Origin of the sequence: Micromonospora sp. NBC_01412, from assembly GCF_045040215.1 — a bacterium.
Lineage (GTDB): Bacteria > Actinomycetota > Actinomycetes > Mycobacteriales > Micromonosporaceae > Micromonospora > Micromonospora rubida.
On record NZ_CP109528.1, the window covers coordinates 4470102 to 4494148 of the forward strand.

Annotated in this window: 25 protein-coding genes and 1 tRNA gene; 14 read left to right on the forward strand and 12 right to left on the reverse strand. The window is 75.2% G+C overall.

Features of this window, described 5'->3' with window-relative positions:
• Nucleotides 1–43 precede the first annotated feature (43 nt).
• From OG617_RS20505 to OG617_RS20530, 6 genes are all read left to right on the forward strand, one after another.
• A complete protein-coding gene (locus OG617_RS20505) occupies nt 44–1315 on the forward strand; it encodes a hypothetical protein (RefSeq protein WP_405094661.1) in 1272 nt (423 codons plus the stop codon).
• A 157-nt stretch (nt 1316–1472) separates the two neighbouring features.
• Nucleotides 1473–2618, forward strand: coding sequence for a glycosyltransferase (locus OG617_RS20510; RefSeq protein ID WP_405094662.1), 1146 nt, complete (start codon nt 1473–1475; stop codon nt 2616–2618).
• Nucleotides 2605–3720: a glycosyltransferase gene (locus OG617_RS20515; protein ID WP_405094663.1), complete on the forward strand. Its 1116-nt coding sequence runs from the start codon at nt 2605–2607 to the stop codon at nt 3718–3720. The genes OG617_RS20510 and OG617_RS20515 overlap by 14 nt, the downstream gene beginning before the upstream one ends.
• A 5-nt stretch (nt 3721–3725) precedes the next feature.
• The gene (locus tag OG617_RS20520; RefSeq protein WP_405094664.1) at nt 3726–4898 is read left to right on the forward strand and encodes a glycosyltransferase family 4 protein; all 1173 of its coding nucleotides are present in this window, start codon (nt 3726–3728) and stop codon (nt 4896–4898) included.
• Nucleotides 4895–6499: an O-antigen ligase family protein gene (locus OG617_RS20525; protein WP_405094665.1), complete on the forward strand. Its 1605-nt coding sequence runs from the start codon at nt 4895–4897 to the stop codon at nt 6497–6499. Before OG617_RS20520 ends, OG617_RS20525 begins: the two co-directional genes overlap by 4 nt.
• A 3-nt stretch (nt 6500–6502) precedes the next feature.
• Entirely contained in the window at nt 6503–7738 is a 1236-nt protein-coding gene (locus OG617_RS20530; RefSeq protein WP_405094666.1) for a hypothetical protein, read from the forward strand.
• 126 nt (nt 7739–7864) lie between these two features.
• Here the strand turns inward: OG617_RS20530 and OG617_RS20535 are convergent, their stop codons facing one another.
• The 3 genes from OG617_RS20535 to OG617_RS20545 all read right to left on the reverse strand — a co-directional run bounded on the left by OG617_RS20535 (nt 7865) and on the right by OG617_RS20545 (nt 12079).
• A complete protein-coding gene (locus tag OG617_RS20535) occupies nt 7865–9250 on the reverse strand; it encodes a glycosyl hydrolase family 28-related protein (protein ID WP_405094667.1) in 1386 nt (461 codons plus the stop codon).
• 98 nt (nt 9251–9348) lie between these two features.
• Entirely contained in the window at nt 9349–10653 is a 1305-nt protein-coding gene (locus OG617_RS20540) for a sugar transferase (RefSeq protein ID WP_405103853.1), read from the reverse strand.
• 346 nt (nt 10654–10999) lie between these two features.
• On the reverse strand, nt 11000–12079 hold the full coding sequence (locus tag OG617_RS20545) for an LCP family protein (RefSeq protein WP_405094668.1): 1080 nt from the start codon (nt 12077–12079) through the stop codon (nt 11000–11002).
• 159 nt (nt 12080–12238) lie between these two features.
• Between OG617_RS20545 and OG617_RS20550 the strand changes: the two genes are divergently transcribed.
• Nucleotides 12239–13072: an O-methyltransferase gene (locus OG617_RS20550; RefSeq protein WP_405094669.1), complete on the forward strand. Its 834-nt coding sequence runs from the start codon at nt 12239–12241 to the stop codon at nt 13070–13072.
• Nucleotides 13069–13884 carry an MOSC domain-containing protein gene (locus tag OG617_RS20555; protein ID WP_405094670.1) on the forward strand — a complete coding sequence of 272 codons (816 nt, stop codon included), beginning with the start codon at nt 13069–13071 and terminating at the stop codon, nt 13882–13884. The genes OG617_RS20550 and OG617_RS20555 overlap by 4 nt, the downstream gene beginning before the upstream one ends.
• A gap of 89 nt (nt 13885–13973) precedes the next feature.
• On the opposite strand, the gene OG617_RS20560 is transcribed toward OG617_RS20555, so the two are convergent.
• The gene (locus OG617_RS20560; protein ID WP_405094671.1) at nt 13974–14399 is read right to left on the reverse strand and encodes a VOC family protein; all 426 of its coding nucleotides are present in this window, start codon (nt 14397–14399) and stop codon (nt 13974–13976) included.
• 62 nt (nt 14400–14461) lie between these two features.
• Between OG617_RS20560 and OG617_RS20565 the strand changes: the two genes are divergently transcribed.
• Nucleotides 14462–15463 (forward strand): helix-turn-helix transcriptional regulator, encoded by a 1002-nt coding sequence (locus OG617_RS20565; protein ID WP_405094672.1) that lies wholly within the window; start codon nt 14462–14464, stop codon nt 15461–15463.
• A gap of 45 nt (nt 15464–15508) precedes the next feature.
• On the opposite strand, the gene OG617_RS20570 is transcribed toward OG617_RS20565, so the two are convergent.
• The 4 genes from OG617_RS20570 to bcp all read right to left on the reverse strand — a co-directional run bounded on the left by OG617_RS20570 (nt 15509) and on the right by bcp (nt 17320).
• A complete protein-coding gene (locus OG617_RS20570) occupies nt 15509–16060 on the reverse strand; it encodes a GNAT family N-acetyltransferase (RefSeq protein ID WP_405094673.1) in 552 nt (183 codons plus the stop codon).
• A 91-nt stretch (nt 16061–16151) separates the two neighbouring features.
• Nucleotides 16152–16225: transfer RNA gene (locus OG617_RS20575), tRNA-Leu, on the reverse strand.
• Nucleotides 16216–16812, reverse strand: coding sequence for an HNH endonuclease signature motif containing protein (locus OG617_RS20580; RefSeq protein WP_405094674.1), 597 nt, complete (start codon nt 16810–16812; stop codon nt 16216–16218). Before OG617_RS20580 ends, OG617_RS20575 begins: the two co-directional genes overlap by 10 nt.
• Before the next feature lie 31 nt (nt 16813–16843).
• Nucleotides 16844–17320 carry a thioredoxin-dependent thiol peroxidase gene (bcp, locus tag OG617_RS20585; RefSeq protein WP_396675977.1) on the reverse strand — a complete coding sequence of 159 codons (477 nt, stop codon included), beginning with the start codon at nt 17318–17320 and terminating at the stop codon, nt 16844–16846.
• Between the two features lie 162 nt (nt 17321–17482).
• Here bcp and OG617_RS20590 point away from each other — a divergent pair, with 162 nt between their 5' ends.
• Genes OG617_RS20590 through OG617_RS20605 form a run of 4 tightly spaced genes read left to right on the forward strand, consistent with a single transcriptional unit; the run spans nt 17483 to nt 20194 of the window.
• Complete coding sequence (locus OG617_RS20590; protein ID WP_405094675.1) at nt 17483–18202, forward strand: energy-coupling factor ABC transporter permease; 720 nt, start codon at nt 17483–17485, stop codon at nt 18200–18202.
• A complete protein-coding gene (locus OG617_RS20595) occupies nt 18199–18651 on the forward strand; it encodes a PDGLE domain-containing protein (protein ID WP_405094676.1) in 453 nt (150 codons plus the stop codon). The genes OG617_RS20590 and OG617_RS20595 overlap by 4 nt, the downstream gene beginning before the upstream one ends.
• An 11-nt stretch (nt 18652–18662) precedes the next feature.
• Nucleotides 18663–19433: a cobalt ECF transporter T component CbiQ gene (gene cbiQ, locus OG617_RS20600; protein ID WP_405094677.1), complete on the forward strand. Its 771-nt coding sequence runs from the start codon at nt 18663–18665 to the stop codon at nt 19431–19433.
• Nucleotides 19430–20194 (forward strand): energy-coupling factor ABC transporter ATP-binding protein, encoded by a 765-nt coding sequence (locus OG617_RS20605; protein WP_405094678.1) that lies wholly within the window; start codon nt 19430–19432, stop codon nt 20192–20194. The genes cbiQ and OG617_RS20605 overlap by 4 nt, the downstream gene beginning before the upstream one ends.
• Before the next feature lie 53 nt (nt 20195–20247).
• On the opposite strand, the gene OG617_RS20610 is transcribed toward OG617_RS20605, so the two are convergent.
• Genes OG617_RS20610 through OG617_RS20625 form a run of 4 tightly spaced genes read right to left on the reverse strand, consistent with a single transcriptional unit; the run spans nt 20248 to nt 23293 of the window.
• Nucleotides 20248–21420: a hypothetical protein gene (locus tag OG617_RS20610; RefSeq protein ID WP_405094679.1), complete on the reverse strand. Its 1173-nt coding sequence runs from the start codon at nt 21418–21420 to the stop codon at nt 20248–20250.
• On the reverse strand, nt 21417–22133 hold the full coding sequence (locus OG617_RS20615; protein ID WP_405094680.1) for a DsbA family protein: 717 nt from the start codon (nt 22131–22133) through the stop codon (nt 21417–21419). Before OG617_RS20615 ends, OG617_RS20610 begins: the two co-directional genes overlap by 4 nt.
• On the reverse strand, nt 22126–22647 hold the full coding sequence (locus tag OG617_RS20620) for a MauE/DoxX family redox-associated membrane protein (RefSeq protein ID WP_405094681.1): 522 nt from the start codon (nt 22645–22647) through the stop codon (nt 22126–22128). Before OG617_RS20620 ends, OG617_RS20615 begins: the two co-directional genes overlap by 8 nt.
• A gap of 31 nt (nt 22648–22678) precedes the next feature.
• Entirely contained in the window at nt 22679–23293 is a 615-nt protein-coding gene (locus OG617_RS20625; RefSeq protein ID WP_405094682.1) for a sigma-70 family RNA polymerase sigma factor, read from the reverse strand.
• A gap of 107 nt (nt 23294–23400) precedes the next feature.
• Here OG617_RS20625 and OG617_RS20630 point away from each other — a divergent pair, with 107 nt between their 5' ends.
• On the forward strand, nt 23401–24045 hold the full coding sequence (locus OG617_RS20630; RefSeq protein ID WP_405094683.1) for a zf-HC2 domain-containing protein: 645 nt from the start codon (nt 23401–23403) through the stop codon (nt 24043–24045).
• Nucleotides 24046–24047 lie beyond the last annotated feature (2 nt).

Below are 24047 nucleotides of genomic sequence, written 5' to 3' on the forward strand. Positions count from 1 at the left end.
GTCTCTGTACTATCCGCACGGCGGGTGAGCAGAGGAGTGGGGCATGCAGCCGGAGGGTGCGTACAGGTTCACCGAGGCCGTGGGGGCTTGCCAGGTCGGCCGGGCATGGTCCGCCGTGGACGGTCAGGGGCGGCCGGCGCTCGTGGTGGTGCTGGACGGCGTCGCGGCGGCGGACCAGCGCTGGCGGGAGGCCTTCGCGAACGCGGCGAACACGCTCGCCCAGACGGCCGGCGGCCACCGCTACCTCGCCGCCGACTTCTCCGCCGCCCACCCCTGGGTGGCGTACCCGCCGACGGAGGCCGGCGCGCCGCAGCGGCTGTTCCAGACCCTCGGCATGGACTACCGGCCCGTGGCGGGCGGGTCGACGCCGCCTCCGCCGCCCCAACCGATCTCGGCCCAACCGATGTCGCCCCAACCGATGTCGGCCCAACCGATCTCGGCCCAGCCGCAGCCGGTCGCGGCGGCGACACAGCCCACATCGGCACCGCCCCAGCCGGTGTCGGTGCCCCCACAGCCGACGTCGGGCCCGCCCCAGCTGCCCTGGGTGCCCCAGCCGTGGGCGGTGACGCCGCAGCCGGTCTCCGGAGCGCCGCTCTCGCCGGCCGCCGAGCCGACGCCCGGCAGCTCCCCGCCGTACGACACGTTCGCCGCTCCCGGCCGGCGGATCGCGCCGGTGGACCCGCCCCGGCGTAGCCGCACCGGCCTCTGGATCGCCATGGTGGTGCTGGCGGCGGTCGTCGCCGGCGGCGCCGGGGTGTTCGCCGGCACCACCCTCGGCGACGACGGGGCCGCGCCCGGCCCGGCCCCCTCGGCCAGCCCCACAGTGGCGCCGTTCGAGGCGAACCAGTTCTCCCTCAACAAGCCCAAGTTCGAGGGCGACCTCGCACCGCTGGCCGAGCCGTGGCTGGCCCGGATGGGCGGCTGCGCGGCCGACACCGAGGCCGGCGGGCCCAAGCGGCCGGCCGACGAGAAGCGGCACGTGTTCTGCCGCTACGGCGGGCTGTCCCTGCACTTCGGCCTCTACGAGGCCAGGTCCACCAAGGACACCGCCCGGGCCTACCGGCAGCAGCTCAACCTGGCCGGCGGCTCCCTCGCCCCCGGCCTGCGGGAGGCCACCCGGACCACCGGCGGCGTCAGCGGGGCCGCCGGCAGCTACATCGAGTACGCCTTCAAGGGCGACGACGGCCGGACGATCTGCGGGGTGTGGTGGGACCGCGACGACGGGCTCGGAGCGCTCTACCTGGAGACCCTCTGCGAGGCCGGCGTCGGCGGGAACTGGGACGCGCTGCGGGACCTGTGGCGGCGCACCAGCTGACGGTCGCCGCGGGAGTTGACAACGGCTGCGACGGCGTCATTAATGGACACGGCCGTCGGGGGACCGGTGTGACACCGCCCGTCCAGGCGGGTTCGTGGGCGCCCGGTCCGAGGCGGCGCCCCGTGTCCCTGGGGAGCATCGGGTTGGGCGACAAGTCATGACGTCGGTCGAGGACGCCGGTCCCGTGCCGGCCCCGCGCGTCGGCCCGCCGCTGTTGGCCGGGCGCTCCGTCGCGCTCGTCCACGAGTGGTTCAGCGCGGCCGGCGGTTCCGAGAACGTCTTCCTCGCCATCGCCGACCTGGTCCCGCACGCCGACCGGTTCGTGCTGTGGGCCGAGTCCGACGTCCCCCGGGACCGGCTGCGCCTGCGGGAGTCCTGGCTGGCCCGGACGCCGCTGCGCCGCAGCAAGGCCCTCGCGCTGCCGTTCCTGCCGCTGGCCTGGCGTGCCGCCGCCCGTCCCGCCGGGTACGACGTGGTGATCTCCTCCAGCCATGCCTTCGGCCACACGGCCCGGTTCGGTCCGCCCGAGCGGACGCGGCACCTGAGCTACGTCCACTCTCCCGCCCGGTACGTCTGGAGCCCAGACTTCGACGGGCGCGGCGCGGGGCGGCTGCTGAGCGGGCCCCGACGGGCGTTGCAGGCCGTGGACGTCCGGCTCAGCCGGCACGTGCACGCCTACGCCGCGAACTCCCGCGAGGTCCAGGCCCGCATCCGCCGGTACTGGGGGCGCGACGCGGTGGTCATCCACCCGCCCGTCGACGTCGACTTCTTCGCCGCCCCGCCGGCCGCCCAGCGGGACCAGGCCCGCGAGTACCTGCTCGGGGTCGGGCGGTGGATCCCGTACAAGAACTTCGATTTGATGATCGCGACCGCCGCCGAGGCCGGCCTGCCGCTCGTCCTCGCCGGGGGCGGCCCGGAGGAGGCCCGGTTGCGCCGGCTGGCCGCGCGGGCGCCCGTCCCGGTGACGTTCGAGTCGCGGCCCGGCCGGGAGCGGCTCCGGGAGCTGTACTGGGGTGCCCGGGCCCTGCTGTTCCCCGCGCACGAGGACTTCGGCATCATCCCGGTCGAGGCCCAGGCGTGTGGCACCCCGGTCGTCGGGCTGCGCGCCGGCGGGCTGCTGGAGACCGTCGTGGAGGGCGAGACCGGATTCCTCGTCGCATCGCGGGAACCGACCCGCCACGCCGCTGCCCTGCGACGGCTCGACGGGCTCAACCCCGATCGGGCCCGTCGGCACGCGGCCGGGTTCGGGCGGGACAGCTTCGCGGCCCGGATGGCCGAGTGGGTCGCGCATGAGTCCGGCTGAGCGGGTCGACACGACCGTCCTCGAGTGCAGCGGCGTCGGGGACGGCGGGATCACCCGGGTGCTCACCGAGGTCGTCCGGCACTGGCCCGGCCCGCAGCGGCTCCGGGTCGTCGCCGCGCCACCCGACTGGGCCGTCCCCCCGACCGACCTGGCCGTCCAGGTCGAGGTGGTCAGCCGGCAGCCGGCCGACCGGGCCCGGGCGATCGCGTCCGCGGCCACCGCACTGCGCGGCGTCACCGGTCGCGCCGACCGGGGCGCCGCCCCCGCCACCAGGGTGCTGTCGCTGAGCCCGTCGCTCGCCGTGCGGGGCAGCCGGTTGCCCGTCACCACCGTCGTGCACGACCTCGCGTTCCGGCTCTGGCCGCACGGCCTGTCGGGCGCCGTCCGGCAGTACCGGCGGGTCAGCTACGGCACCGCGATCGGCCGGTCCGCGCGGCTGCTCTGCGTCAGCGCCCGCACCCGGCACGACCTCCTCGGCCTGTACGGCGTCCGCGACGACCGCACTGCGGTCTGGCACCCGGGCAGCAGCCTCGACACCCCACCCGGCCCGCTGCCCGCCCCGCTGGCCACGCGCGTCGCGGGCGGCGAGCGCTACCTGGCGGTGACCGGGCACGCCGCGCACAAGGGGGTCGAGATCGCCGTCGACGCCCTGCCCGACCTGCCCGGGTACGTGCTCGCGGTGCTCACCGGCGGGCAGCGGGTGCCGGAGTTCGAGGCCGCCGTCGCCCGCTGCGCCGCGACGGAGCGGGTGCTGTTCCTGGACCGCCTCCCCGAGGACGGGTACGCCGCCACGATCGCCGGCGCCGCCGCGTTCCTGATGCCCAGCCACTTCGAGGGCTACGGGCTGCCGGCGGCCGAGGCGCTGCGGCTCGGCACGCCGGTGGTCGTCTCCCCCGACCCGGCCCTGCACGAGGCCACCGGCGGGCGGGCGGCCCGGATGACGACCTGGACGCCGCGCGCCCTCGTCGACGCGGTGACCGAGGCGACGACCGCGCCCCGGCCGCCGGTGGGGGAGTGCGGCCGGTCCTGGCGTACCGCGACGGCCCACCTCGCCGACCTGCTCGCCGTGGCGCCGACGGCCACCCGCCCGGCCGGGCGGTGACGGCCGTGCGGATCGCCATGGTGCACTCCGGCTTCGCCGTCCGGGGCGGTGCGGAGCGGTACGTCCGGGACCTGTCCCGGGCGCTCGCCGACCGTGGCCACGAGGTCCGCGTCTACAGCCGGACGCCCGACGCGGAGCACCCGGAGGACCGGCCGGTCGGCGAGCGGGTCTCGGCCCGCCTGGCCCGGCTCGCCCCCCGGCTGGCCAAGCTCTGCACCCACCTGGGCGACCTGGTCGACCCGACCGGACTGGGCCCGGACGACCTGCGCGACTTCGACCCCGACGTGGTGCACCTGCACAACTGGCAGGGGCTCGGCGTCCGGCCGGTGGCGCGGCTGTCGCGGCGGTGGCCCACCTGCCACTCCGTGCACGACCACGCCGTCCGCGACCCCAACAACGCCCTGGGCAACCTGGGCCGCTCGGCACCCCTGGACGCGCTGCTGCGGCTGCGGTCCCGGTGGGTGCTGCGGCAGTTCCGGCGCTGCACCCTGCTGTTCCCGTCCGAACGCACCCGCCAGCGGGTCCTGGCCGGCGCTGCGGGGGCGGGGCCGGCCACCCGGCTGCTGCCGCTCGCCGTGCCGCTGCCGCCCGGGCCGCGCGACTGGCCGCCCGGCGACCGCCGCGTCTTCCTCTACCTCGGTGCCCTGGACCGGCACAAGGGCGTGGACCTGCTGCTCGACGCCTGGGCGGAGGCCGCCGACGCGGTCGGCGGCACGCTGCTCGTCGGCGGCGACGGCCCGCTGCGCGCCGAGGTCGAGCGGGCGGCCGAGCGGTCCCGCTCCGTGCGGTACCTCGGCTACCTCGACGCCGAGGGCAAGCGCGCGGCGTTCCTGCGGGCTGGCTGGCTCGTCTTCCCCAGCCAGTGCGCCGAGACGTTCGGCCTGGTCTGCGCGGAGGCGCTGACGGCGGCACGGCCCATCCTCGCCAGCGACATGGCCCGGCCGCCGATGGCCGAGGACGCCTCGGTCCTGGTCTTCCGCACCCGGGACGAGCTGGCACAACTGCTGCGCCGCGCCGCCCGGACCCCCGACGACGAGTACGCGGCGATGTCCGCGTCGGCCGCCGCCGACGGGGCGCGCCTCGACTGGGACCGGCACGTCGACGCCGTCGTCGAGACCTACCGGACGGTCGGTGCCCGAGCCGGTGCCGGCCCGCGACCCGAGGTGACCCGCCGATGATCCCCGACACCGGACGCCGGCCCGCCGCGACGGCACCCGGAACCGCCCCGGCCCGCCGCCGGCCGCCCACCCCCTGGCTGGTCGGCGGCGCGCTGCTCCTGCTGGCCGTCGTCGGGTGCGCGCTGGCCGGCGTCTCCCCGGTGGCGCCCCTCTTCCTGGCCGGCCTCGGCGTCGTCGCGGCCCGCCCGGTGCCCGGCCTGGTGTACGTCCTGATCGTGCTCAACGCCCCGCTGGGGCTGTGGATGACCGGCGTCCAGGGGCTCGTCGGCGACGCGTTCGGCGGCCGCGAGTACGTGCTCAGCGTCTCCGCCGCCGCGGTGGTCGGCGTCCTCTTCGCGCGTACCGCGCTGCTCGGCCGGTGGACCCGGACCCGGCTCCTCACCGGCGCGGCGGTGCTGCTGGTCGTGGTGGTGTGGACCCTGATCGGCGTCGCCCACCACGGGGCGGCCCAGACCCTCGTCGGCGTCCGGCTGACCCTGGTCCCGCTGCTGCTGCTCGTGGTGCTCGCCGCGCTGACGCGGCCCCAGGTGCTGACGGTGCTGACGGCCCTGTCCTGGCTGCTCGTGGCCAACGCCGTGGCGGCGGTCGGGGAGCTGGCGGTCGGCCCGGCCCGGCTGGTGCGGTGGGGCTTCGAGGAGGACCGGGCGGTCCGCTACATCGGCGACACCTTCCGGGTGCCCGGCCTCACCGAGTTCAACGGCGAGCTGGGCATCCTGGCCGGCGCGTACCTGCTCGGCTACGTGACCCTGTGGCTGACCCGACGCGCCCGGCCCGCCCGGTGGTCCTGGCACGCCGGAGGGCTCGCCGCCGTCGCCTGCCTGGCCCTGAGCACCAGCCGGTCGGGGGCGCTGCTGGTGGTGGCGGGGGTGCTCGCGGCCGTGCTGCTCGACCGCTCCGGCGGGGCCGCCGGGCGACGCCGCGCGCGGCTGGTGGGCCTGGGCGTGGTCGCCTGCGTGGCCGTGGGCTTCGCGGCCGTCGGCGCCACCGGCGCCCGCAGCCTCTTCGAACGGTTCGACGTCTGGGTCGGGCTGCTCGGCGGCGACCTGCCCGTCTGGGGGCTCGGGATCGGCGGGGTCGGCGCGGCCACCACGTCCCGGGTGACGGCCGGCCCGCAGGTCTTCGTCGACAACTACTTCGTCAGCGTCGGCCTCCAGTACGGCCTGTGGGCGATTGTCGTCCTGGTCGCCGGCATCGGGTACGGGCTGGTGCGGCTGTGGCGGCGCACCGCCGCGCACCCGACGTCCGTGCTGCACGTCGCGGTGCTGGCCGGCCTGGCCGCCTCGTTCCTGGTGATCGAGGCGTGGGAGTACCCGGGCGCGATGATGTGCCTGGCCGCGTTCGTGGCGTACGGCCTGCGCCTGGACGACCCGCCCTCGCCCGCCCCCTGGCCCGCCGCCTGGCCCGTCGCCTGGCTCGCCCCCACCCCCGCCGGCGCGCCGACCGTCTACTCCGCGCCGGACGCCCCGGCCCTCGCCTCCGCCTCCGCCGACGCCGCCTCCCCTTCCGCCGACGCCGACGCCACATCCGCCTCCGCCGACGCCGACGCGCCGACCGTTCACCCCGAGCCGGACGCACCCGACGCCGACGCGCGGCGGGCCTGAGCCGTGCGACCGCTGCTCGCCGTCGGGGCACGGTTGCAGGGCTCGCAGCTGTCGGTGCAGGCACTCACCCGGCTGTGCAGCGTGTACGTCTTCCTGCTGGCGTCCTGGGCGGACACCGACCGGCTGCCGGCGGTGGCGTTGCAGGGCGCGCTGCTCGCCATCCCGTACACGCTGCTGGAGGCTCTGGTCGGCCGGCCCCTCTCCGCCGGCCTGGTCCCGGCGGACTGGCACGTGGAGAGCTGGGCGGGCCGCGTCGCCGCCGCGACGCTCGCGCCGGTCGCCGTGGTGGGCTACCTGTGCGCCACGGTGGCGCTGCCGGACACCGGCGCCGCCGACCGGTTGATCCTGCTCGCGCCGGTGCTCCTGCAACTGCCGCTCGAGGCGTTCTTCTGGGCCACTGCGGGCACCCGCACGCCCCGACGGGCGAACCTCGTCCCGCAGTTGACCGCGGTCGGGACCCTGCTCGGCGGCGCCGTGTTCGTCGCCCTCGACCTGCGGGTCGACGTCGTCGCGGTGCCCGCCCAGGTCGCCGTCCTGGCCTGGGTGCTGCTGCGCCGCCCCGTCGCCGCGCCCGCGGCGGTCCGCCCGGGCCTGCGGCGCGGGTTGGGGGTGGGGTCGGTGTACTGCGTCGCCGCGGCCGTCGACCTGTCGTACACCGTCACGCTGCCCTCGGTGGCCGGCGCCGTGGCGGGACCGGTCGCCGTCGTCGTCCTGCGGGCGATGGACCTGGTCTTCGGCCCGTTCCACGTCGTGCTGTCGGCCAGTGTCCGGGAGGACGTCGTCGCCGGCCGGCGCGGCCGTTGGCGGACCGGCACCCGGGCGTTGACCGTGGTGGCGCTGGTGGCGGTGTCGGCGGTGGTGCTCGCCAGCGGGCCGCTGCGGGCCCTCGTCGCACCCGACCTGGCCACCGTCGGCGTCGGGGTGATCGCCCTGTACTGCGGCTACAAGGCGCTGCTCACGGCGGCGACCTGGCTGTCCACCCGGCACATGGTCTGGGCGGCGCCGCGCCGCTACCTCGTCTCGGCCGTCGGGTCGCGGGTCGTCGCGTTCGGCGGGCTCGCGGCGTCCGCCCTCTGGGTCACCGGCGTCGCCGGCCTGGTCGGTCAGCTGCTGGTCGCCGAGGCGCTGGTGGTCTGCTGGTTCCTCGCCCGGATGCGGCCGTGGGCCGCCGAGGGGCCCGTCGCGGAGCCGGCCCGGGACCGGGACGCGGTGCCGACCGGGGGCGGCACCGGGTCCTGACCCGCTCCCCGACCGCGGCCCGGCCCGCCTGCCGTTCCGCCAGTGGCCCCGGCCTGCCTGCCGTCTCGTCCGTGGCACCGTCCCCTCCTTGGTCTCGGCCCGACCCGGGGTCAGGCCCGTCCGGGGTCAGGGCTCGGTCGCGAGCACCTGCACCGAGCCGCTGGGGAACAGCGCGCACAGCTGCGTCCGGCCGCCGACGTCCCGCGCGAAGACGCGCACCGAGCCGTCGCCCGGCCGGTTGGGCTCGGCCTCGGCGCGCAGGTCGAACGCGGGCCGCACCACGAGGTTCTTGTCCGGGTGCCCGAGGCCCTGGGTGATCTCGACCAGCGTGGTCGGCGCCGGCGTGCCGATCCAGCCGCGGCCGGTGCCGGGGATCACCCGGCCGTCGGCGTCCACGGCACCCGGCTGGGACAGGCTCACCCGGACGCTGGACAGTCCCCGCTCCGCGCCGAAGTCCACGGCCGCCGTGCCGCAGTTCACCACCTTGCTCTCCACCAGGCAGCCGGAGGGCTCCTCGGGCTGGACGCCGGGCACGAACTGGATCCCGATCTCCGGGTGCGGGTCGGTGTGGTTGTAGCCCAGCACCAGCCCGCCGATCCAGCGGATGTCGTTGCGGGAGATCCGGACGCCGACCCCGCCGTTGAGGTCGGCGTAGCAGTTGGAGCAGCTGATCCCGGTGGCCGCCAGGTCGAACGAGATGTTCTGCTTGATCCCCCAGGCGTGGCAGTTGACCATGGACGTGCCCATCGAGTCGCCGGCCAGCCGGAACCCGCTCGCCCCGTTCTCGAACGTCAGGCAGTTGATGAACATCGAGTCGTGCGGGCCGTGGAAGTTGATCCCGTGCCCGTCGTTGCCGTGCGTGCGCACCGCCGACAGCCGGGCCTCCATCTGGTGCGAGGGCGCCGGCAGCGCCCCGGCCGGCCCCCACTCGCTGACGATGCCGTCGTTGCGGCAGTTGAAGACGATGACCTCGGAGATCTCGTAGCCGTAGCCGTAGACCCGCAGCCCGTACCCGGCGGCGGGGTTCTGCTCCTTGTTGCCGTCCAGGGTCAGGTCGCGCACGCTGAACAGCGTGATCCCCTGGTCGGACCGGGTGCCGGCGAGCTTCGAGAACCCGTCCGACTCGAGGATGGCCGAGTTCGCCCCGGCGCGCAGCCGCAGGATGGTCGCGTCGCCGCCCGAGCCGCGCAGGTGCACCCGGGAGCGGAGGGTCAGCCGCCCGGTGAGGTACGTCCCCGGTGGGAAGAAGACGATGCCCCCGTCCCGGCCCGCGGCGTCGATGGCCCGTTGCAGGGGCGCCGTGTCGTCGCTGCGGCCGTCGCCCCGCGCGCCGTGCTCGCGGACGTCGACCACGCCCTGGCCGCCGGAGCCGTTCGACGACCAGGGGCCCAACGCGGCGACGCCCACCGCCGCGGTGCCCAGGCCGGCGGCGACGGCGCCGCCGCGCAGCAGCGCGTTCCGCCGGCTGACGCCCGATGTCCCCGACGTGCCGTCGAGGTCTCCGTGGGCCATAGGTCCCCTCCCGTGAACCGGCCTGGTCAACGGTGTGGACCGGCCCGGATCGATGATCCCACGACCCAGGCGGGGCCCCGGACGGGCGGCACCCGCCGTCAGTGCCGGCCGCCGCGGAACACCTCCGCCACCGTACGGAGGATCACCTTGACGTCCAGCCACAGTGACCAGTTCTCGATGTAGTAGTTGTCGAAGCGCGCCCGGTCGGAGATCGGGGTGTCCCCCCGCAGGCCGCTCACCTGCGCCAGCCCGGTCAGCCCGACCGGGACCCGGTGGCGCATCGCGTACTGCGGGTACTGCGCCGAGAACTGCTCGACGAAGTGCGGCCGTTCGGGGCGCGGCCCGACCACGCTCATGTCGCCCCTGAGGATGTTCCACAGCTGGGGCAGCTCGTCCAGCGACGTCCGGCGGAGGAACCGGCCGACCGGGCCGACCCGCCGGTCGTGGGCGATCGACCAGGTGGTGCGCGACTCGTTCTCGTCGACCGGGCGCATGGAGCGGAACTTGACGACCCGGAAGAGCCGCCCGTGCCGGCCCACCCGTTCCTGGAGGAAGAAGATCCCGCGCCGGTCCTCCAGGTACGTGGCGAGGGCGCAGAGCAGCAGGACGGGGCTCAGCGCCACCAGCGCGACCGAGGCGATCAGCACGTCGGAGGCCCGCTTGACCGCCCACTTCGGGCCCGAGAACGTGGTGTCGCCGACCTTGACGATCGGGATGGCCCCGATGTGGTCCGGGTTCCCGTCGTGGGTGCGGGACCCCCACAGCCGGGGCACCGCCCACAGGTCGCACCCGGAACTGGCCGGGCGGCGGAGCAGCTCCATCAGGGAGGGCTCCGAGCAGGACGGGTCGGCGATGATCAGCACCTCGCACTCGACCAGCTCGACGAGCCGCTCCAGGTCGTCCAGCGTGCCGATCACCGGCAGCCGGCCCGGCGCGTGCGCTCCCGCGGCGTCGACGCAGCCGACGAAGCGCAGGCCGTACCGCGGGTAGCGGCGCAGCATCCGGGCCAGCTCCGCGGCGACCGGCCCGCTGCCGATGACGAGCGCGTTGTGCTCGACCCAGCGGCGTCTGCGGGCCATGTCGGCGAGGGTTCGGGTGACCGCCCGGCTGACGATGACCAGGCCGGCGGACACCCCCACCCGGCGCATGAATCCGGCCGCGTCGTCCGCCGAGTCGTGCCGCATCGCCGCGATGATGGCGACGACTGCCCCGCAGGCCAACAGCCGCCCGGTGAGGCTGGGCAACTCGTCCAGGAGGCTGGTGTGCCGGCGGGCCCGGTAGAGCCCGCCCACCGCGAAGACGGTCACCGTCAGGGCGGCCATGACCAGGGTTCCGCGCCAGAACCGCGTGGTCAGCAGCAGCGGAGCCAGGAGCGCGGCCAGGTCGGCCGGGCCGGTGATCATCCACGCCCGCAGCGTTCGGGTGCGCCGCGACGCCCGCGATCCCGCGTACGGCAGCACCGCCGTGGTGTCCAGGCCCGGCCGGCCCGGGGCGGCCTCCGCCGGTCGGGACGCGCCCGACCGGTCGCCAGGCGGCGGAGGCTCGGCGTCGGTACCCTCGCCGGCGACGGGCGGCACCCCGCCGTCGGCGTGGGCGGCGACCGCGACCTCCCGGCTCACCGCGGGCTGGCTGGACATGGTTGCGTGACCTCCCCCGTCACGGCCACGGCGGCGACGGCGATCCGCCAGGCCGAAGGCAGGATACGGCCGGCCATCGCCGGTCGCCATACCCGGACGGGCGATCCGATCGCTACGCCCCGGCCTTGAGGATGTCCGGCACCGAGTCCCGGCGGACCGCGTCGAAGAAGGACCGGGCCCTCGCGGTGTCGGCGAACACCACGCTCTCGCTGCCGACCCGGCCGGTGCCCCGGGTCGGGCAGGTGAAGAAGCCGAGGTTACCGCTGCGCAGGTGCCGCGTCTCCGTGGCCAGGTCCACCAGGGACAGTGACCTGTCGACGGCGACCGCGTCGGCAGTGGCCCGCACGAACGAGTTGAGCCGGGCCGGGTTCGTCAGCAGCCCACCCGAGGCCGCCTTGTCCAGGATGGCCTTGATGACCTGCTGCTGGTGGCGGATGCGGGCGAAGTCGCCGTCGGGGAAGGCGTAGCGCTCCCGCGCGTAGTCCAGCGCGGCCGCGCCGTCGAGGGTCTGCCGGCCCTGCGCGAAGGTGCGCCGGCTGTCCGGGTTGAGGGAGTGGGTCGAGGTGAAGCCGCGCTCGATGTCGACCTCGATGCCGTCCAGCGCGTCGACGATCTCCTTGAAGCCGGCGAAGTCGACCATCGCCACGTGGTCGATCCGAACCCCGGTGAACTTCTCCACCGTCTGCACCATCAGCGGCACCCCGCCCCAGGCGAACGCGGCGTTGATCTTCGCCTCCCGGCCGCCGTGCCGGCCGTCCTTCGAGCGGGGGACCGACACCCAGGTGTCCCGGGGAATCGAGATCAACTGAGCGCTCGACCGGTCCTTGGGCAGGTGGGCCAGGATGATCGTGTCGGTCCGCGAGCCGCCGCTGCTCTCCGGGTCCCGGGAGTCGCTGCCCAGGATCATGATGTTCAGCGCGCCCCGGACCACGGGCTCGGGCCGGGCCTCCTCCGGCACGTCGGTGAACGCGTCGACCCGGTCGATGCCCTGCTCGACCGACCGCAGCCACAGCACGCCGGCGATCGTGCCGCCCGCGCCGAGCAGCGCCACCACCAGCACGGTCACGAGCGCGATCCGCCGCCACCGGCGCCGCTTCACCGGCCGCACGGCCGGCTCCGCGCCGGCACCCGCCCGCGTCGAACCGACCGGGCTCTCCTCGGCCGGCTCCGCGACCTGCTTGGGACGAGACATGGCGGCGATGGTACTGATTTCGCGTGCCGCCCACGCGCCCGGTCCGGCTGCTGGCCCGGCCCGGTGGCGCGCGACGGCGGGACGGGCCGCGGCGACGGCCGACGGGTGGATCGAAACTTTCATCGCCCCGCGTCCCCCCGGAACTGGTAGAACCCTCACGTGGACGCGACGAAGCTGCGGCGGGCCATCGCCCGCACCCGACTAGCCCCGGTCGCCGCCTTCCCCAAGCGGCTCGCCCGGGTGGCCAGGCACGACGCCAGGGTGCTGACCGCCTCCGTCCGGTGGCTGGTCACCTCCCGGGAGCACCACAACTACACGTACGAGCTGACCGGGCTGAGCCGGCAGCACCTGGCCTGGTTCGTCAGCGTCGCGTGCGACGTGCCGGTGGCCCGGGTCCGGGGCTGGTTCGCCGAGATCGAGGGCGACGGGGAACTGCGCCGGCACATCGAGCGCGCCACGGCCGAGGCGTCCCGCCGGGGCCTGGCCGACCGGGAGGTTCGCTACGCGCGCCGGATCGGCTGGTACGCCATGGTCCGCGCCACCAGGCCCCAACACGTCGTGGAGACCGGCGTCGACAAGGGACTGGGCAGCTGCGTGCTGGCAGCCGCCCTGCTGCGCAACGCCGCCGAGGGGCACCCCGGCCGGGTCACCTCGCTGGACATCAACCCCGAGGCCGGTTACCTGGCCCGCGCCGCGCCCTGGTCGGAGGTGGTCGACCTGGTCGTCGGCGACTCCGTCGCCTCGATCGAGGCCCTCGACCGGCCCGTCGACCTCTTTTTGCACGACAGCGACCACAGCCGGGCGCACGAGAAGCGCGAGTTCGACGCGGTCGAGCCGAGGCTCGCCCCCGGCGCGCTGCTGCTCACCGACAACGTCACCACCACCAACGTCCTCGCCGAACACGCCGAACGCACCGGCCGGCGCTTCCTCGCGTACCGGGAGACCCCGGCCCGGCACTGGTACCCGGGTGACGGGATCGGGGTGGCCTGGTGAGGCTCGCGGCCGTGCACACGTACCCGGTCAAGGGCTGCCACCGGCTGGACCACGACGGCGCCCGGGTGGAACCGTGGGGCCTGGCCGGCGACCGGCGTTGGATGGTGGTCGACGCCGACGGCCTCGGCGTCACCCAGCGGGAGGCCACCGCGCTGGTCGGGCTGCGGGTCGCGCCCCGCGACAGCGGCCTGGTGCTGCGCGCCGCAGGCCGCCCCGACCTGGACGTCGCCGAGCCGACCGGGGCGCCGCCGCTGCCCGTGCGGGTGTTCCGCAACCGGCTGCCGGTCCCCGCGCTCCCCGCCGGGCCGGCCGCCGACGACTGGCTCGGCGCCCTGCTCGGCCGCCCGGTTCGCCTCGTCCACCTGGCCCGGCCCACCCGGCACCTGGCGCCCGGCGACCGCGCCCACGACACCGGCGACCGGGTCAGCTTCGCCGACGTGTACCCCCTGCTGCTGGCCGCCACGGCCTCCCTCGGCGCGCTCAACGGCTGGCTGGTCGAGGCCGGCGAGGCGCCCGTGCCGATGAGCCGCTTCCGACCCAACCTCGTCGTCGAGGGCACCCCCGCCTGGGCCGAGGACGACTGGGCCGGCCGGTGGCTGCGGATCGGCGCCGCGCGCTTCCGCGCCGCCGGCCCGTGCGGCCGCTGCGTGGTCACCACCACCGACCAGGAGACCGGGGTACGCGGCAAGGAGCCGCTGCGCACCCTCGGGCGGCACCGGAACATCGGCGGAAAGCTGCTGTTCGGCCTGCATCTCGTCCCCGACGGCCCGGGCGTGGTGCGGGTCGGCGACCCGGTGACGGTGGCGGACTGACCGGCCGCGGCCTCACAGCTGCTCCGTGATGGTCAGGTCAGGCGGCCCGGGCGGCCCAGGCCGCCCGGGCGCGTGCATCGGGTGGAGTGTCAGCCGGCGTGGTACTCGACCGCGACGTCGAGAACCCAGGTGACGCCGAAGCGGTCCTTGAGCATGCCGTAGAGCGGGGCCCAGCCGGCGGGGCCGAGGTCCTGGATGACGGTCGCGCCTTCGGACAGGCCCTTCCAGTAGGTGGTGATCTCGTCGTCGTCCTGGCCGCGGACGGAGACGAAGAACGGCTTGTCACCCGGGCTGTAGGACTGGTTGCCGGGCACGTCGTAGGCCATGACGTGGAAGCCGTTGTCGGCCTGGACCTGGCCCCACATGATCTGGTCGGCCTCGGCCGGGGCCGAGACGTTGTGGGCGTCGGAGTAGGTCACCAGGGCGATCTGGCCGCCGAACACCGACTGGTAGAACTCCAGCGCCTTGCGGGCGTCGCCGCGGAAATTCAGGTGGGTGGTGGTGGTGATCGTCATGAGAGAAGGCTCGCAGCAGTAGGTGCCAGGATGTGGCACCTACTGCGGGCAGAATCGAATTCATGCCGAAAACCTCCGCCCGACTGCTGGCCCTGCTGTCACTGCTGCAGGCCCGCCGGGACTGGCCCGGCACGCTGCTGGCCGAACGCCTGGACATCAGCCTGCGCACCGTGCGCCGCGACGTCGACCGGCTCCGCGAACTCGGCTACCCCATCGCTGCGGTCAAAGGCCCCGACGGCGGCTACCGGCTCAGCGCCGGCACCGAACTACCCCCGCTGTTGTTCGACGACGAACAGGCCGTCGCCCTCACCATCGCCCTGCAGATCGCGGCCACCGCCCCCGCCCCCGGCGACGGCCTCGCCGAAGCCGCCGCACGGGCACTGAACACCATCCGGCAGGTCATGCCCGCCCGGCTACGGCACCGCATCAACGCCCTGCGAGTGACCGCCGTCGAACCGCCCACCACTCGGCCGATCGCACCGGTCGACGGCGACGTGCTCCTGGCGATCAGCGCAGCCGTCCACGCCCACGAGGTGCTGCGCTTCGACTACGGCTCCGAGAGTGCGGACAAGCCCAAGCGCCGCGTCGAGCCCCACCACGTCATCACCTGGGACGGACGCTGGTACCTCGTCGCGTGGGACCTCGACCGCGACGAGTGGCGCATCTTCCGCGTCGACCGGATCATCCTGCGCACCCCGAACGGCCCCCGCTTCGCCCCCCGCGTGCTGCCCGGAGGAGACGTCGCCACCTACGTCATCGGCAGGTTTCGCGGCTCCGACGACGCCTCCGGGGGCTGGCCCTGCCGAGGCACAGTGATCCTCGACCTGCCCGCCGCCACCGTAGCCCTCTACACCCGCGACGGCGTCGTCGAGGAATTCGGCCCCGACCGCTGCCGGCTCACCCTCGGATCATGGTCATGGCCCAGCCTCGCCGCCGCCGTCGCCCGATTCGACGCTGACATCGACGTCATCGGCCCCGACGAACTGACCAACGCCTTCGCACACCTCGCCCGCCGGTTCACCAGAACCGCAGCCGGTTCCGGCACCGCAGCATCGACGTCCTGAGTCGAGCCGAACGGGCGAGCACCGAGCCTGGACGGGCGACGGCGATCAGGCGGTCGGGGCGGCGTCTGGGCAGCCGCCGGCGGGCAGGTCGAGCCACATGAGGATCTCGTCCCGGTCGTCGCCCGGGGCGACCCGCAGCGCGCCCGGCAGCCGGCCCACCTCCCGGTACCCGAGCCGCGCGTAGAACCGCTCCAGCCCCAGTCCACCCCGCACGGTCACGTGCAGCGCCTCCCGGCCAAGCTTCCGGCCGAGCCGCTCCGCCTCGCGCATCAGCGCCAGCCCGTGCCCCCGGCCCTGGGTGTCGGGGTGCACCATCACCCGCTTCAGCACGCACCAGTGCGCCTTGAGGTGGAACCGGTTGTCGGCGAGGACCAGCACGGCCACGGGGCGTGTGCCGTCGTACCCGACGAGCAGCCGGTCCCGGCCGTCGACGAGGTCGGCGAAGGTCGCCTCGGCGACGGGACGGACGTCGGCAACGGTGACCGGCGCGACGAAGCCGACCGCGCCGCCGGCGTTGGTGACGTCGACCCAGAGGCGGACGATCTGCTCGCGCAGCTCGGGGGTCAGCTCGGGGTCGAGGACGAAGCGCAGACTCACGCCGCCATCCTGGCCCAGCCGTCAGCAGGGGCACTACGTGTCGTGACGTGCGTGACACCACCCTCGGCGGGTGGTGTCAGGTGTGAAGAAGTAGGGCCGACGGGATTCGAACCCGCACTGGTACGGACCTAAACCGTATGCCTCCTGCCGTTGGGCTACGGCCCCTTTACCGCGTACACCGCCATCTTCCACGACCACTGAGGCGGCCGACGAAGTCGCCGGCCGATCGGAAAACCCGTTGGTGTCACGGCCTTCGGATCGTAGACCACATCGGGTGCGACCACAGCCGGCCGGCGGGCCCCGGCGTACGTGGCGGTCTGACTGTGACAGTTGGGGCAGAGTAGCCGCAGGTTGTGCGGCCGGTTGTCCAGAAAATCGCCGTTGATGTGATCGACGTGCAGCGTGAGGGGTGCCCCCTGCCAGCTCGGGCCGGTGCCGCACACCTCGCACTCCTCCGGCAGCCCGATCAGCGCCAGCGCTCGCTTCAGCCGGCTCCCGGCGATCCGTCGCGATCCCTCGGGTCGCTGGACCAGGAGCGCCGACGCCGAAACCCGGATGTTGCGTTCTCCCCGGTTGTGGGCACCCCCGGTGAAGTGTGAGGTGTCGATACCGAAGCGCTTGAGCTGACGGCTGATGTGCGCGTGCGAGCCGCCGCTGAGGCGCACGCCCAGGAGCCGCATCACCTCGGTGATGCTGCGGGCCTGCGCCGCCGCAGTGGCCAGCGCCTCCGGCGGATACTTGTAACGGACCACGTGCGAACGGTAGTGGCCCGGTGCGACGGTCTCAGTCCAGCCCGAGGTCGCGGCGCAGCTTGGCGACGTGGCCGGTGGCCTTGACGTTGTAGAGCGCCCGCTCGATCTTCCCGTCCGGGTCGATGACGAAGGTGGACCGGATCACCCCGGTCACCGTCCGGCCGTACGACTGCTTCTCGCCGTACGCGCCGTACGCGGTGAGCACGGCCTTGTCGGCGTCGCCGACGAGGGGGAACGTGACGGCGTCCCGTTCGCGGAACTTCGCCAGCTTCTCGGGCTTGTCGGGGGAGATGCCGACCACCTCGTAGCCGGCCGCCTGGAGCGAGGCGAGCGAGTCGCGGAAGTCGCACGCCTGCTTGGTGCAGCCGGGGGTCATCGCGGCGGGGTAGGCGTACAGGATGACCTTCCGGCCGCGCAGGTCGGCCAGGGAGAGGGTCTCGCCGGTGTCGGTCGGCAGGGTGAACTCGGGCGCGGGGTCACCGGGGTTGAGGCGGGCGGGCGCGGTCATGGCGGAAACCCTACCGCCGCCCCGGTGTGGGCCGGTGGGGGCGACGCGCCGGCATTCGTGATCAACTTCATGGCTTGTTGCAATCTATTGGCAACAGCGGTTCTCTGGAAATAGGCTTGTCCCCGTCGGTGTGGGCCCGCCCACCGCGCCCCGGGAGGTCGAGTGGAAACCCTGGCGATGCACATCTCCAACGGGATCGTCAACGGTCCCGTCGCCGCCCTCTTCGCCGTCTTCGCGCTGGCGGTGCTGGCCCTGTGCGTGCTGCGTGGCCGACGCGACCTGGACGACCGGCTCGCCCCGATGGCCGGCCTGGTCGCCGCGTTCATCTTCGCCGTCCAGATGCTCAACTTCCCGATCTTCACCGCCGGGGTGAGCGGTCACCTGCTCGGCGGCGCGCTCGCCGCGATGCTGGTCGGCCCGTGGGTCGGCGCGCTCTGCGTGGCGGTCGTGCTGGTCGTGCAGGCGCTGGTCTTCGGCGACGGCGGGGTGGCCATGCTCGGCCTGAACGTCAGCAACATGGCCGTCCTCGGCACCGCTGCGGCGTACCTGCTGATCACCCTGTTGCTGCGGGTGCTGCCCCGCACGCCGGCCGGGCTCGGCGTGACCGCCTTCGTCTCGGCGCTGGTCAGCGTCGTCGTCGCGTCCCAGGGCTTCGTGCTCCAGTACTGGCTGGGCGGCACCACCGACCTGGGCGGCAACCTGGCCGGCCTGGCCGGCACCATGGCCGGCGCCCACCTGCTGATCGGCATCGGCGAGGGCCTGATCACCGCGACCACCGTGGTCACCGTCGCGAAGGTCCGCCCCGATCTCGTGTACGCGCTGCGCGCCCTGAAGCCGGCCGCGCCGGCTCCCGTCGTCCCGGTCGCCGGAGGTGCCCGATGAGCAAGCGTCCCTGGGGATTCGTCGTCGGCGGCCTGCTGGTCGCCCTGCTGCTTGCCGGTGTGGTCAGCAACTACGCCTCGTCACACCCGGACGGGCTGGACTCGTCGCTGCTCAAGGGCTGCACGGTCGACGCCGAGGACGAGATCACCGGCGGCAGTTGCCCGGCCCAGCGGACGCGGGACCACGAGCTGGCCGACAGCCCGCTGGCCGACTACGGCATCCGGGGCGTGGACAACGACTTCCTCTCCACCGGCCTCTCCGGCGTCCTCGGGGTGCTGCTCACCTTCGCCGTCGGCGGCGGCGTGTTCTGGCTGCTGCGCCGCCGGGGCCCGGGGCAGGGCACCGGTCACGCCACCGCCGCCGGACCGACCGGCGGGGACCGGGCCGGGGGCGACCCGGTCGGCGGCGGGCGCGGCGACGACGCCTCGCGCGTGGCGAACAGCCGGTAGGCGGGACGTCGATGGGGGCCGGCCACGCCCACGTGCTCTACCGGGAGTCGACCTCGCCGGTGCACCGGCTCCCGCCGGAGGTGAAGATCGCCGCGATGGTGTTGTTCACCGTCGCGGTGGTGGCCACCCCGCGCGCGGAGTTCTGGGCCTTCGGCGGGTACGCCCTGCTGGTCGCGATGGTGGCCGCGCTGGCCCGGGTGGGGCCGGGGTGGCTGCTCAGCCGGGCGGCGATCGAGCTGCCGTTCGTGCTGTTCGCGTTCGCGCTGCCGTTCCTCGGGGCGGGGGAGCGGGTCGACGTGGCGGGGCTGAGCCTCTCCGTCGACGGGCTGCTCGGCGGGTGGAACATCATCGCGAAGGGCACCCTCGGCGTACTGGCGTCGCTGCTGCTCGCGGCGACCACGACGACCCGGGACCTGATCGTCGGCCTGGACCGGCTGCGCTGCCCGCAGATCCTCACCCAGATCGCCACCTTCATGCTGCGCTACCTGGACGTGCTGGTCGGCGAGGCCCGCCGGATGCGGGTGGCCCGGGTCTCCCGGGGCGACGACCCGCGGTTCCTGTGGCAGCTGCGCGGCTTCGCCGCCGGCATCGGGGCGCTGTTCCTGCGCGCGTTCGAGCGAGGCGAGCGGGTCTACCTGGCGATGGTGTCGCGCGGCTACTCCGGCCGGATGCCGGCGGTCTGGCAGGGCGCGGGCGCGGCGACCGCCGGCCAGTGGCTGGTCGGGGCGGTGGTGCCGCTGGTCGCGGCCACCATCGCCGGGGCCGCCGTCGTCCTGCAATGATCGGGTACGTGCAGACCCCGGATCCTGTCTCCCTCGACGTGCGTGGCGTGCGGTTCGCCTACCCGGACGGGCACGTCGCCCTGCACGGGGTGGACCTGACCGTGCCGCGCGGCGAACGGGTGGCGCTGCTCGGCCCGAACGGCGCCGGCAAGACCACCCTGGTGCTGCACCTCAACGGCATCCTCACCGCCACCGAGGGTTCGGTGCGCGTCGGCGGGCTGACCGTCAGCCGGGACCGGGCGACCCTCGCGGAGATCCGCCGCCGGGTGGGCATCGTCTTCCAGGACCCGGACGACCAGCTCTTCCTGCCCACCGTCGCCGAGGACGTGGCGTTCGGGCCGGCCAACCTGGGGCTGCGCGGGGCGGAGCTGACGGCCCGGGTGGACGAGGCGCTGGCGGCGGTGGGGATGGGTGAGCACCGGGACCGTACGCCGCACCACCTGTCGTTCGGGCAGCGCCGCCGGGTGGCGGTGGCCACGGTGCTGGCCATGCGGCCGGAGATCCTGGTGCTCGACGAGCCGTCGTCGAACCTCGATCCGGCGGCCCGCCGGGAGCTGGCCGGGATCCTGCGCGCCCTGCCGGTGACGCTGCTGATGGTCACCCACGACCTGCCGTACGCGCTGGAGCTGTGCGACCGCTCGGTCATCCTCGACGAGGGCCGGATTGTCGCCGACGCCCCCACCCGTACCCTCCTGGCGAACCAGGAGCTGCTGTCGACCCACCGCCTGGAACTCCCCTACGGCTTCACCCCCCGCCCCTGACCGATCTCCCTCCCGGCATGACGATGGAGCCGTGGTGCCCGGTGGACGGGGCGCTAGGACGGTTCGTTCCCCTGCGCGAGTCCATGATCGACGCGGGCCGGTGGCGGGGTGGGGCGGGCCGCGGCGGCGGCGCGGAGACGGAGGACGCCTGCGGCCGTGGCGCCGGCTCCCGCGGCCAGGACCAGGGTGACCAGGAGGCGGGCCAGGCCGCCGGGCCAGGGGGCCGGGGGAACCGAGCGGCCGAGGACGGCGAGGTTGGTGACGCCGACGAACAGGGTCAGGCAGGCCCCGGCCAGCGCCAGCGCGAAGTCGGCGGCGGGGCGGCGGGCCAGCGCGTACCCGCCCGCCGCGAGCGCCCCCAGGCCGGTGAGCAGCGCCCAGACCTGCCCGGCGAGCAGGCCGGCCAGCACCCCGCCCACCCCGGACGACCCGGCGTCCAGCTCCCGGCCGACGGTGAGCACGATCGCGGCCACCCCGCCCACGGCCAGTGCCGCGCCGACCCCGGCCAGCGCCCGCGCCGCCGCCGCGGTGCCGGCGGCCAGCAGCCCGGCGGCGCCCAGCGCGAGGAAGCCGAGGGTCGCCGCCACCCACCAGGGGTACGGGTCCGGTGGCGGCACCCAGTCGAGGGTGCCCCGCACCTCCACGGGCTCGGTGCCGTCGCGCAGTGGCACCGCCCAGTCCCGGACCCGCTGCTCGCGGGTCGGGTCGGCGCGCACCCGCGCGGGCGGGTCGGGCTCCTGCCACCGGATGCGCCGTTCGTGCCAGCGGGCCGCCGGCCCGTCGTCGATCCGTCGCCAGTCCGGGGCGGCGGCCGGGTCGGCCTGGGCGGGCAGGGTGGCGTCCCCCGACAGGGTCCGGTTCAGGTATGTCGCCGGGGAGCGGCTGTTCTCGAACACGCCGTCGGGCCCGACCCGCAGGTACGGCTCCCCGGAGTAGCCGATCACCTCGACCGGCCGCCCGGTGCGGTTGACCAGTTCCAGCCGGGCCCCCGCCTCCACCACCCGGACGGTCAGCCCCGGGCGGGCCGGGGCGACCGCCGTCACCTCGGCCCGGTAGTCGGTGCCGTCCGGGGCCTCCCCGCCGTGCGCGGCGGCCGGCCCGGCGGCGCCGAGGACGGCGACCAGCGCGGCGGCGGTGACCAGCCCACCCCGGCGGACCAACCGACCCGGGTGGACCAGCCCGCCCCGGCGGACCGGCCCGCCCCGGCGCAGTGGCGCGAGGGTCACTTGCCGGCCGCCGCCACCGCCGCCGTGATGCCCTCGGGGCTGCGGTCGGAGAGCTCCTTGCCGTCGACCTTGATCGTCGGTGTGCCGGTGATCCCGGCCTTGCTCGCCTCCTCGGTGACGTGCCCGGTCCACGCCCGGTACGTGCCGTCGGAGAGGCAGGAGGAGAAGTCGTCCCGGTCCAGCCCGACGCCGGCACCGATGTCGGCCAGTTCGTCGTTGCTCAGCCCGGCGCCGCCCTCCGGCGGCTGCCGGTCGAACAGCGCGGCGGCGAACTCCCGGAACTTGCCGCCCTTCGCCGCGCACCCGGAGGCGGCCGAGGACCGGGTGGAGTACTCGGTGGTCGAGAACCGGTCGAGGTAGGCCACCGGGTGGAAGACCACCCGGGCCTTGCCCTCGTTGACCAGCTGCTCGATCGTTGCGCCGCTGGTCTGCTGGAACTGCTTGCAGGCCGGGCAGATGAAGTCCTCGTACAGGTCGATGGTGGCCGGCCCGTCCCCGTACGCGACGCCGGTGCCGTTCTCGGTCGCGCCGGGCGGGGCGGTGAAGGTGTCGGAGCGTTGGCTGGACCAGACGGCCCAGCCGATCCCGCCGGCGATCACCAGCACGGCCACCGCCGCCACCGAGGTCCAGAGGGTCCGCCGTCGGCGGCGTTCCCGGGCCAGTTGCTGCCGGACCACCCGGGCGGCGTCCCGCTGTCCCTTGCGACTACTCATCCTCGTCCTCCACAGGTGCGCCCGCGAGCCAGCCGTCCACGGAGACGGGGGTGCGGGGCCAGCTCAGCAGGAATCCGGCCAGCGCCAGGAATCCCAGGTCCCGGAGGATCTCCGGGAGGTAGCTCGGGGCCTGCCCGGCGGCGAGCTGCCCGCCGCTGCCGAAGCAGCCGCAGTCGATGGCCAGGCCACGGGCCCAGGCCGAGGCGATGCCGGCGACGAAGACCACCAGCAGCGCGGCCGACACTCCGGCGGCCAGCCGGGTGGCCAGCCCCACCAGCAGCAGCAGCCCCAGGGCCAACTCGACGAAGGGCAGCGCCGCGCCGATCACCGTCGCGACGTCGTACGGCAGAACCTGGTACGCGTTGACGGCGCGCCCGGAGGCGGCCAGGTCGCCGACCTTGGTCCCGCCGGCGACGAGCCAGACGGCGGCGAGCCCGAGCCGGGCGGCGACGCCCAGCCACGGGCGGACGGCGGGCCAGCGGACGGCCCCGATGTGTCGTGCGGTCATGGTCATTGGTCGCCCCGGCTCCGACGGAAGTTCCCGGTCATCCGGCGAGCGCGTCGCCGACCGCCTCGACCAGGTCGGCGCGGGCCCGGGCCACCCGGGAGCGGATGGTGCCGACGGGCACCCCCTCCACGGCGGCGGCCTCCGCGTACGACAGGCCGAGGAGCTGGGTGAGCACGAACGCCCCGCGCCGCTCGGCGGGCAGCCGGCGTACCAGATCGGTGGCGCCGAGCTGCCCGGCGGGGTCCGGGTACGGGCGGTCGGCGTGCGCGTGGGCGACCAGCCGTTCGGCGAGCCGCCGCCGACGGACCACGGTGCGCAGGTGGTCGGCGCAGGCCCGCCGGGCGATGCCGAGCAGCCAGGTCCGGACGCTGGAGCGCCCCTCGAAGCCGGGCAGCGCCCGGAACGCCCGCAGGTAGGTCTCCTGGGTGAGGTCGTCGGCGCTGTCCCGGTCGACCAGCGCGGCGGCGAACCGCCACACCTCGGCCTGGGTGGCCCGGACGAACGCCGCCTGGGCGACCGGGTCGCCGCCGCGCGCGGCGAGCGCCCAGTCGGTCGCGCCGTCCCGGGCGGCGTCGACCGCCGGATCCCGGGCACCGGCGCCCGCGGCGTCTGGCGGACCGACGGCGGCGGGGTGGCGCGGGGCGGGGATCACGTCACACCAGGGTACGCGGCAGATCGGGGCCGGGCAGGGTCCTTCGGCCCTTCCATGGCGTGGCCCACTCGGGGAACTTTCCCGGTGCCCGGCCCGACTATCCGCTCATGACATGCGACGACGTGCGCGCGGCGTTGTCGGCGCGGCTGGACGGCGAGGACCCGCAGGCGCCGGCGGCGGCGCTGGACGCGCACGCCGGTTCCTGCCTCGGCTGCCGGTCCTGGCTGGCGCGGGCCGAGCGGGTGACCCGGCTCACCCGGCTGCGGCCGGTGGAGGTGCCCGACCTGACCACGTCGATCCTCGCGGCGGTTGCCGCCGACCGGGCGGCGGCCCGGGGCGTCGCCGCCACCACCGCGCGGGCCCGGCGTCAGGTGCTGCGGGTGGCGGTGGCGGTGGCCGCGGTCGCCCAGCTCGCCGTGGCGCTACCGGTCCTGCTCGCCGGGTTCGGGGTGGGTGCGGACCCGCACACCGGTCGGGAGATGGCCTCCTTCGACGTGGCGCTCGCGGTCGGTTTCGCGCTGGCCGCCTGGCGGCCCGAGCGGGCCCGGGCGTTCCTGCCGGTGGCGGTGGTGCTGGCGGCCTGCCTGGCCGCCACCAGCGCCCTGGACATCGCCAACTCCACCACCGCCCTGGTGCACGAGGTGGGGCACCTGGCCGCGGTGGCGCAGGCGGGACTGTTGTGGGCGCTCGGGCGGTCCGGCGGGGAGCCGGACCGGCCGCTGGGCGCCGCCGTCGTGGCGGGGCGCGGGTGAGG